Origin of the sequence: Bathymodiolus azoricus thioautotrophic gill symbiont (assembly GCF_001298715.1) — a bacterium.
In the GTDB taxonomy this organism is placed as follows: Bacteria; Pseudomonadota; Gammaproteobacteria; order PS1; family Pseudothioglobaceae; genus Thiodubiliella.
This window is the reverse complement of the sequence record NZ_CDSC02000183.1, coordinates 1-8,053: the sequence shown is the minus strand read 5'-3', so window position 1 is coordinate 8,053 and position 8,053 is coordinate 1. Positions and strand designations below refer to the sequence as shown.

The window sequence follows — 8,053 nt, the reverse complement described above, 5'->3', positions numbered from 1 at the left end:
TAATGGCATTGAGAGTGTTTGGGCGTTATTAAAACGCGGTTATCATGGTGTATTTCATCATTTTTCAGATAAACATATCGGGCGTTATGTTGATGAGTTTGTTTTTAGGTTGAATGATGGCAATGTCAAACGATCGACACTGGATAGAATTGATTCAATTGTGTTTGGATTTAGTGGTAATAGGCTGTCTTATAAGATGTTGGTATTAATGTAAGTTAGTCCCTTATTTAATAACATCGCATCAGCATAGGAAAAAAATCGATATTTTTGTTCGATGGCATATTGATAAATTTCCATTCTTCGCTCTCGTTTGATAAAGGCACTCACAGTTTATTTTGTAATTGGGTAAAAAATACTTCAAAACTGGGTAAATCCAACTGCGCCGCTCTTTGTTTTTGCCCCCACATTGGCTCTGGAAAGTAACTGTCTGTTTCAAAACGCGCCATAATGTGCCAGTGGACTTTGGGTAATAAGTTTCCAAAAGAGGCGATATTAATCTTATCTGCATTGAAATAACTTAACATTAACTTTTCAGTGATGTCAAGTATTCTAAAAATCTCAGCTTTTTCTGCTGTTGTACATTGGCTAAATTCTTTAACTTTTCGCTTAGTAAAAACTTTCACCCATGGAATTTCACTGGGTTCAATTGCCACTGTTACTAATGTATTTTCATACATCATCTTGCTCCTCATTTATATCAGTTTTTCCATATTCCAACTGTTTGCATATCGCCAAATAACTTTGAATACTTTCAATCGAACCCATTAAGTCAATGCCTTGTTTTACCCAATCATCAAGTGCTGGATTTTGTGGCACTTGGGAAAAAAGTGTGTGTCTTTGTACATCATTAATCAAATTTTCTTCTACCAATTTATTGATATGACCTAAAACGGTAGAAGTGGCAAAATCACGGTTTTTCATTATCTCTTCTACTGATAACCCTTGCTGAATTAACACTAGCGTTGAATGATAAGTTTTATGTAAGTGAACATCAGGCTGTTTAGGTTTTGAAGCCTCATATTTTAGCTCTACCTGCGCCACTTTTTTGTGTTCTGGCTCTTGAAAATCGTTAGTGCGAAGCGTGTTAATTAACGCCAAAAATTGTTCACCATATTTTTTATACTTGACTGCGCCAACCCCGTTAATTTGCAAGAACTTTGCTTCATTATTAGGCAAGAAATAAGCTATTTCTTGTAAAGTTTTATTATCAAAAATAATATAAGCAGGCATACTGGTTTCTCTTGCAATTTCCGATCTGAGCGCACGCAAAGATTCAAAGATTGCTTCATCAACATCATACTTAGGTGGTGCAGATTTTTTGACGACACTTGGTTTGCTTGATTTAAAATGCGTGGCACGCATATCCACTGATGCTACGGATTGTAAAATGGGTTTTGCTTTGTCGGTTAGTTTCAAACTGCCATACTCACCAGCAACCTGGATTATTTCTAATTCCAACAATCGGTCGCCAACTATTTTCCATTGTGGCTTGCTACAGTCTTTACCAATACCGTAAACAGTCAACTCATCGTGTTTATTGTTCAAAATTCTTTGAACTTTCGAACCTCTTAAAACATCAATAATGTAGTTTTGTCCGAATAACTGCTCGGTACGATAAATGGTGGATAAGAATTTCTGCGCTAACTCAGTAATATCTTGTCGCTCAGTATCAGGTTCGGTACAATTATCACAAAGCGTGGCACAAGGGGATATTTCATCGTCAAAATAACGACTCAGTGCCTGATGACGACAGCCCTCGGAAAAAGCATACTGCTTGACGATATTAAGTTTTTTGAAAGCCAGTTTTTTATAATCTTCATTTTCTATTTCTTCAATAAAACGCGCTTGTTGCCCAATATCAGCAGTGGAATACAACAGTAACACATCACTAGGCAAGCCATCGCGCCCCGCTCTGCCAATTTCTTGATAATACGCCTCAACAGTTTTGGGTATGGAGGTATGCACCACAAAACGAATGTCACTTTTATCAATACCCATGCCAAAGGCAATAGTAGCCACCATAATATCGGTTTTTTCGTGGATAAAATCAGAAAAAATATCTTTGCGTTTTTGGGTATCCAGTCCAGCATGATAGGCTTGAGCGCTGAGACCCTTCTCTTGTAAAAACTTAGTTAAGCTTTCAGTTTTAGCACGGGATTGAGCGTAAATAATACCTTGTTCATTCAGATGTTTTTCTAAGAAATCTAATATCTGTTGATTGCCATTCCCTTGTCTAGCAGCAGCACTGATATACAAATTATCACGAAAAACTGTGCCCCGAATAATACTGTCTTTTTGCTTGAAATTCAGCTGTACAACAATATCTTTTTCTACTTGATGCGTTGCTGTTGCCGTAAAAGCGGCAACAATAATATTAGGAAAATTCGTTTTTAATAAACCTAACTGACGATAATCCGCGCGGAATTCATGCCCCCATTCACTGACACAATGCGCTTCATCCACTGCAAAAAATGCAATTTTTATAGACTTTAAAAATGATAAAAAATAGGCGTTTTGTAAGCGTTCTGGCGCAACAAACAAAACTTTAATTTCTTGATTTCTAAGCGCCGCTTCAGTGGCTCGAATTTCTTCCATATTCTGCATAGAAGACAACATTGCTGCTTTCACGCCTTTATTTTCCAAACCTAATATTTGGTCCTGCATTAACGCCAATAAAGGCGATACCACTACCAAAACCCCGTCCATTAATAATGCAGGTAGTTGATAACATAAAGATTTTCCACCGCCTGTTGGCAAAATCAACAAAACATCTTCACCTGCTAAAATTTTATCAACGGCTTGCTCTTGTAATGGACGAAAAGAATCAAAACCAAAAACGGCTTGCAATATTTGTTGTTTATTTGCCATTGCTATTTTTAGCGGTCAGTAACATCGCATCGCCATAAGAGAAAAATCGATATTGCTGTTCAATGGCATGTTGATAAATTTCCATCATTCGCTCTCGTCCGATAAAGGCACTCACTAACATCAACAAGGATGACTTAGGTAAATGAAAGTTGGTTACCATCATATCAACGACTTTAAATTCATAGCCTGGATAAATAAAAATATCAGTTTCTTCTCGTGTGGCCTCAAGCGTGCCAGATTTTGCAGCTGACTCTAAAGAACGAACGGCCGTTGTACCAATGGCAATTACACGCCCACCACTTTTTTTGGTTTGATGAATTTTATCAACGGTATCTTGAGAAATCTCATAATACTCACTATGCATAGTATGGTCTTTGATATTGTCAGTTTTCACAGGTTGAAAAGTGCCTGCACCTACATGCAAAGTAACGAACGCCGAATTAATGCCTTTGTCTTTTAAAGCATTAAGCAAAGCATCATCAAAATGCAATCCTGCCGTAGGTGCGGCAACTGCGCCGTCGTGTTTGGCATATACGGTTTGATAACGACTCAAATCCTGTTCATCGTCTGTACGCTCAATGTACGGTGGCAAGGGGATATGCCCAACATTATCCAACAATGCAAGCAGTGAATCGGTGGCAAATTCAAGCGTATAAAAACCGTCTTGTTTATTTAAAACGGTCGCTTTTTCGCTATTTTCAAGTGTAATTTTGCTACCTATTTGTGGCGCTCTAGAGGCACGAATCATTGCCAACACCTGTTTGTCATTTAACAACCGCTCAATCATTATTTCAACTTTTCCACCGCTGTCTTTATGTCCAAATAATCGTGCTGGAATGACTTTGGTATTGTTCATCACTAACAAATCACCCGATTGTATAAAATCACCTATTTGATGAAATTGTGCATCTATAAGATTCGATTGTCCGATTAAAAGCCGTGAATCTGTCCTGTTTTTTGACGGATGTTGTGCAATCAGTGACTTAGGCAAGTCAAAGTCAAAATCACTGAGTTGCATCTTTAAAGTCTTTGGTATTAAATAGCTCCAACACTTGGTAAGTAGCATTCACAATAGCACGAGGGGTGACAGTAGCGCCAGTAAAGGCATCAAATATGCCACCATCACGCTTTACCCTCCATTGCTTCTTATTCGTACCAGACAAAGATAATCCTTTAAATTGCTTAATCCAATTTGATTTTTTAGTTTCAATTTTATCACCCAATCCTGGTGTTTCTTTATGTGTGATAACACGAACACCCAAAAGTTTTTTGTCACTTCCAATGCCTGTCAATAAACGGATATTACCACTATAACCATTTGGATAAGTGTGTTCAATCAAGTAGGCAAAAGTGTGATTATTCTTTTTGGCAGGGTAAATACTAAGCGTTTGTTTAATGCCGTGTAAACTGACTTCTTTTAAAATTTTATCTTGCAAAATATTATTGTCATAGCCCTGAACCAATTCACCAAGACGCTTAATCAATAATTGTTCTTCATTATATTTGATCTGCTCCTTAGTAGAATCTTGCACAAGGGAGACAAAAAATACGCTGACCAAGCTAAAGACTAACAATAAAAATCCCGCCTTAAATATGCGCTTTCTATTCATTTGCCAAACACCTTAGGCTGTGTGTAATAATCAATCAGTGGCACAACAATATTCATCAATAAAACAGCAAAAGCAACCCCATCTGGATAACCACCAAAAGTGCGAATAATCACAATCAACATACCAATCAGAAAGCCATAAATTAATCGTCCTTTTGGTGTGGTGCTAGCTGAAACTGGGTCAGTAGCAATAAAAAATGCACCCAACATTGTGCCACCGAGCATTAAGTGATTTTGCACAGGTAGGTATTCACCATCACCTAATGACACTAAAAATGCAGTAACCACCATACCTAACAAAAAAGCACTTGGAATGTGCCAAAAAATAACACGCCTAGCAAGTAAATATAACCCACCCAACAAGAAGCCTGCATTGACCCATGCCTGAGCGCCTGAATATGGGTTTAATTCACCCATCATCTTACCTAAGCCCAGTTGAGTTTTTACATCATCTAATCGGGTTGCACCACTCAGTGCGTCCACTATATTGGAATTAAGATTAAAAATCACATCTAATGCTTGGCTGAAATTGACAAACTCACTTGCCCAAGTTGTCATTGGCAACGGATAAGAAATCAGCAAGAAAGCATAGCCCAACATCGCTGGATTAAAAGGATTATTGCCCAAGCCACCATACAGTTGCTTGCCAAAAATAATGGCAAAACTCACGCCCACAACAACAATCCACCAAGGGGCAATACTGGGAATAGAAATCGCCAATAAGACGGCTGTTAAAACAGCAGAGCCATCGGCAATTGCAGGCTTAATAAGGTGTTTTCTGATTTTTAAAAATGTTGCCTCTACTACAATTGCCACTACCACTGCCAAGAGTATTTGCACGATAACGCCCCAGCCAAAAAAAGCATAAGCCACACTAATGCCCACTACAAGTGCATAAATAACTTGGCGCATCATCTGCGAGGTTGAGTTAAACACTACTGTCATTTTCTCAAAACTCCTTTATTTTTCACCCTTGCCACTGCCTGTGCTATTTTGTCTTTTTGGGTTTTATCTTCTGCCATTTTCTTTTTCAATTCTTCTTTCTTTCTTGCCATCATCTCAGCACGCTCTGTCTTATTGCGCTCAACTCTAAACTCTTTAAATTCAAATCGCTCTCTAGCAATATCCGTTTTTTGCTTTTCTTTCGTCTGCTTGTAATACAATGCTTTAGCAAATGAGAAATACTGCGCCAATGGAATATGACTGGGGCAAACTATATCACAACAACGACATTCAATACAATCTCTTAGATTATAATCCATTGCCCTGTCCATATTCTCACTCTTAGCATACCAAAACAACTGTTGTGGCAATAAGCCTACTGGGCAAACTTCATTACATTGTCCGCAACGAATACAGGATTGTGTACTTGGTTTTAGTGTAGCGTTATTAACAAAAATACAGTTGGTGGTTTTGCAAATTGAATATTGTACACTTGGCACATCAACCCCCATCATCATACCACCCATTCTAATCTGGTGTAAATTGTTGTTTGGCTTGGATTGTGCCACAACCGATGCAAATGATGTGCCCAGTCTTGCCTCATAATTTCTTGGCTCTTTCACAGCAGAGCCGGTGACTGTCACAATGCGTGAAATTAAAGGCTTATTATCAATAACTGCATCGTAAATCGCTTTAACTGTGCCAACATTTTGACACAACACCCCATAGTCCGAAGCAAATTCTCCTGAGGGTATTTCAATATCAAGCAAGGTCTTAATTAATATTTTTTCCGCACCAGAAGTGTATTTGGTCGGAATCTGAACAATCTCAATATGTTCATTAAAGTTATACATCAAAAGCGAGTTAAAAGCTTCTTGCTTATCATTCTCAATCGCGATGATTGCTTTTCTTGCACCACACCCGTGCATCAAGACTTCCACACCACGAATGATTTCACGGGGGTAGTGTTGCATTAAAGCATCATCACACATAATATCTGGTTCACACTCAGTAGCATTCACAATCAAGGTTTGTGCGCCTTGTGCATTGGATATTTTTATATGTGTTGGAAATCCTGCACCGCCCATACCAACAATACCTGCTTCACGAATTCTTTGAATAACTTTGCTAGGCGCACATCTTAAAAAATCTTGGTCACATTTCTCAATCTCAATCCATTTATCCCTGCCATCAGAATCAATGACAATACATACGCCATCAATACCTGATGGATGTGGTATGGGATGTTTTTCAATAGCCAAAACCACGCCTGAGATAGAAGCATGCATATAGGTTGGGTATTTACCTAGCGTTTTTGCAATGACTTGCCCCGTTAGTACCTTATCACCTACTTTCACACAAGGTTTTTGCTTACCACCAACCCTTTGTTGCAAAGGCAATACTACTTGTTCTGGTGGGGCAACTTGCCTAACTTCTGGTTTTTTTACCAAATATAGATTAGGAATATGCACCCCACCTTTAAAGGTATAACTAGCCATGCGCTATCTCCTTTAAATCTGGAACATAGTTGCCCAAAGTTGTCTCTAACGCCTTAATATGAATACAATCCACAGGACACACCGGAATACACAAATCACACCCTGTGCACTCATCTTCAATAACCGTTGTCATTACCTTAGAAGCGCCAACAAAGGCATCCACTGGACAGGCTTGAATACACAAAGTGCAACCAATACAAACCTGCTCATCAACATAAACCACATGATCGGTTGTATTCTCTCCGAACTCCTCATTCAATAATAATGTTTCTACATCTAGCAATTCTGCTAAAGCATCCACACCGTCTTGTCCACCAGGTGGACATTGATTGATTTGCGCCTCCCCCTTGGCAATTGCTTCAGCATAAGGACGACACCCTGCAAAATCACACTGCCCACATTGTGTTTGCGGCAAGAGCGCATCAATTTGGTCAACCAAGGGATTGCCATCAATTTTAAACTTAATTGCCGCATAGCCCAAGATTAAACCCAAAATTAGCGACAACACAGAAAAAATAATAATAGCGTCAAACATAGTGGCCTTAGGCTAATCCAATAAAACCCATAAACGCCATTGACATGAGTCCTGCGGTAATAAGTGCAATTGGCACACCTTGAAAAACTAAAGGCACATCCGCCCCCTCAAGTCGCTCACGAATTGTTGAGAACAACACCAACACAAAAGAAAAGCCAATTGCCGCACCAAAGCCATACACTGCCGATGCCAAAAATCCATTGTCTTGATTGACATTCAACAAAGCAACGCCTAACACCGCACAATTTGTCGTAATCAATGGCAAAAACACGCCTAAAGACTGATGTAAAACAGGGGAGGTTTTATTCACCACCAACTCTGTAAAACCCACCACGCCCGCAATAGCTACAATAAAAGCAACGGTGCGCAGATACTCCATCTCAAACGGAAGCAAAATATAAGTATTAATCAAATAACTACTCACACTCGCCAAAGTTAACACAAAAGTCGTCGCAAAGCCCATGCCAATTGCAGTCTCAACTTTCTTTGACACACCCATAAATGGACACAAGCCTAAGAACTTTACCAAGACAAAATTATTCACCAAAATGGTACTAACAAGAATTAGAATATATTCATTCATAAAGTTGATTTTAACTT

10 protein-coding genes are annotated in these 8,053 nt (G+C 38.8%); 1 reads left to right on the top strand and 9 read right to left on the bottom strand.

Annotated elements, in window-relative coordinates; all coding sequences use genetic code 11:
• The coding region (locus BAZSYMA_RS03600) for a transposase (protein ID WP_143243086.1) at positions 1-214 on the top strand (214 nt) is incomplete at its 5' end.
• Here BAZSYMA_RS03600 and BAZSYMA_RS03595 read toward each other — a convergent pair.
• From BAZSYMA_RS03595 to rsxA, 9 genes are read right to left on the bottom strand one after another with little or no spacing between them, the layout of a single operon-like run.
• A complete protein-coding gene (locus BAZSYMA_RS03595) occupies positions 190-297 on the bottom strand; it encodes an S-adenosylmethionine:tRNA ribosyltransferase-isomerase (protein ID WP_090715707.1) in 108 nt (35 codons plus the stop codon). The two genes, BAZSYMA_RS03600 and BAZSYMA_RS03595, sit on opposite strands and share 25 nt — an antisense overlap.
• 26 nt (positions 298-323) lie before the next feature.
• A complete protein-coding gene (locus BAZSYMA_RS03590) occupies positions 324-677 on the bottom strand; it encodes an HIT family protein (protein WP_090715705.1) in 354 nt (117 codons plus the stop codon).
• Positions 670-2,868 (bottom strand): DNA helicase RecQ, encoded by a 2,199-nt coding sequence (recQ, locus tag BAZSYMA_RS03585; RefSeq protein WP_090715703.1) that lies wholly within the window; start codon positions 2,866-2,868, stop codon positions 670-672. The genes BAZSYMA_RS03590 and recQ overlap by 8 nt, the downstream gene beginning before the upstream one ends.
• Positions 2,858-3,886, bottom strand: a complete 1,029-nt coding sequence (gene queA, locus BAZSYMA_RS03580) for a tRNA preQ1(34) S-adenosylmethionine ribosyltransferase-isomerase QueA (RefSeq protein WP_090715701.1) — start codon at positions 3,884-3,886, stop codon at positions 2,858-2,860. The genes recQ and queA overlap by 11 nt, the downstream gene beginning before the upstream one ends.
• A complete protein-coding gene (gene rsxG / locus BAZSYMA_RS03575; protein ID WP_090715699.1) occupies positions 3,873-4,478 on the bottom strand; it encodes an electron transport complex subunit RsxG in 606 nt (201 codons plus the stop codon). Before rsxG ends, queA begins: the two co-directional genes overlap by 14 nt.
• Complete coding sequence (locus tag BAZSYMA_RS03570) at positions 4,475-5,422, bottom strand: RnfABCDGE type electron transport complex subunit D (protein ID WP_090715697.1); 948 nt, start codon at positions 5,420-5,422, stop codon at positions 4,475-4,477. Before BAZSYMA_RS03570 ends, rsxG begins: the two co-directional genes overlap by 4 nt.
• Complete coding sequence (rsxC, locus tag BAZSYMA_RS03565) at positions 5,419-6,918, bottom strand: electron transport complex subunit RsxC (RefSeq protein WP_090715696.1); 1,500 nt, start codon at positions 6,916-6,918, stop codon at positions 5,419-5,421. The genes BAZSYMA_RS03570 and rsxC overlap by 4 nt, the downstream gene beginning before the upstream one ends.
• On the bottom strand, positions 6,911-7,453 hold the full coding sequence (gene rsxB / locus BAZSYMA_RS03560) for an electron transport complex subunit RsxB (RefSeq protein ID WP_090715694.1): 543 nt from the start codon (positions 7,451-7,453) through the stop codon (positions 6,911-6,913). The genes rsxC and rsxB overlap by 8 nt, the downstream gene beginning before the upstream one ends.
• Before the next feature lie 7 nt (positions 7,454-7,460).
• A complete protein-coding gene (rsxA, locus tag BAZSYMA_RS03555; protein ID WP_090715709.1) occupies positions 7,461-8,036 on the bottom strand; it encodes an electron transport complex subunit RsxA in 576 nt (191 codons plus the stop codon).
• Positions 8,037-8,053 lie beyond the last annotated feature (17 nt).

Bases quoted from the DNA above. Each gene is read 5' to 3' on its own strand.
- BAZSYMA_RS03595 (WP_090715707.1), bottom strand. From the start codon at position 297: ATGGAAATTTATCAATATGCCATCGAACAAAAATATCGATTTTTTTCC.
- BAZSYMA_RS03590 (WP_090715705.1), bottom strand. From the start codon at position 677: ATGTATGAAAATACATTAGTAACAGTGGCAATTGAACCCAGTGAAATT.
- recQ (WP_090715703.1), bottom strand. From the start codon at position 2,868: ATGGCAAATAAACAACAAATATTGCAAGCCGTTTTTGGTTTTGATTCT.
- queA (WP_090715701.1), bottom strand. From the start codon at position 3,886: ATGCAACTCAGTGATTTTGACTTTGACTTGCCTAAGTCACTGATTGCA.
- rsxG (WP_090715699.1), bottom strand. From the start codon at position 4,478: ATGAATAGAAAGCGCATATTTAAGGCGGGATTTTTATTGTTAGTCTTT.
- BAZSYMA_RS03570 (WP_090715697.1), bottom strand. From the start codon at position 5,422: ATGACAGTAGTGTTTAACTCAACCTCGCAGATGATGCGCCAAGTTATT.
- rsxC (WP_090715696.1), bottom strand. From the start codon at position 6,918: ATGGCTAGTTATACCTTTAAAGGTGGGGTGCATATTCCTAATCTATAT.
- rsxB (WP_090715694.1), bottom strand. From the start codon at position 7,453: ATGTTTGACGCTATTATTATTTTTTCTGTGTTGTCGCTAATTTTGGGT.
- rsxA (WP_090715709.1), bottom strand. From the start codon at position 8,036: ATGAATGAATATATTCTAATTCTTGTTAGTACCATTTTGGTGAATAAT.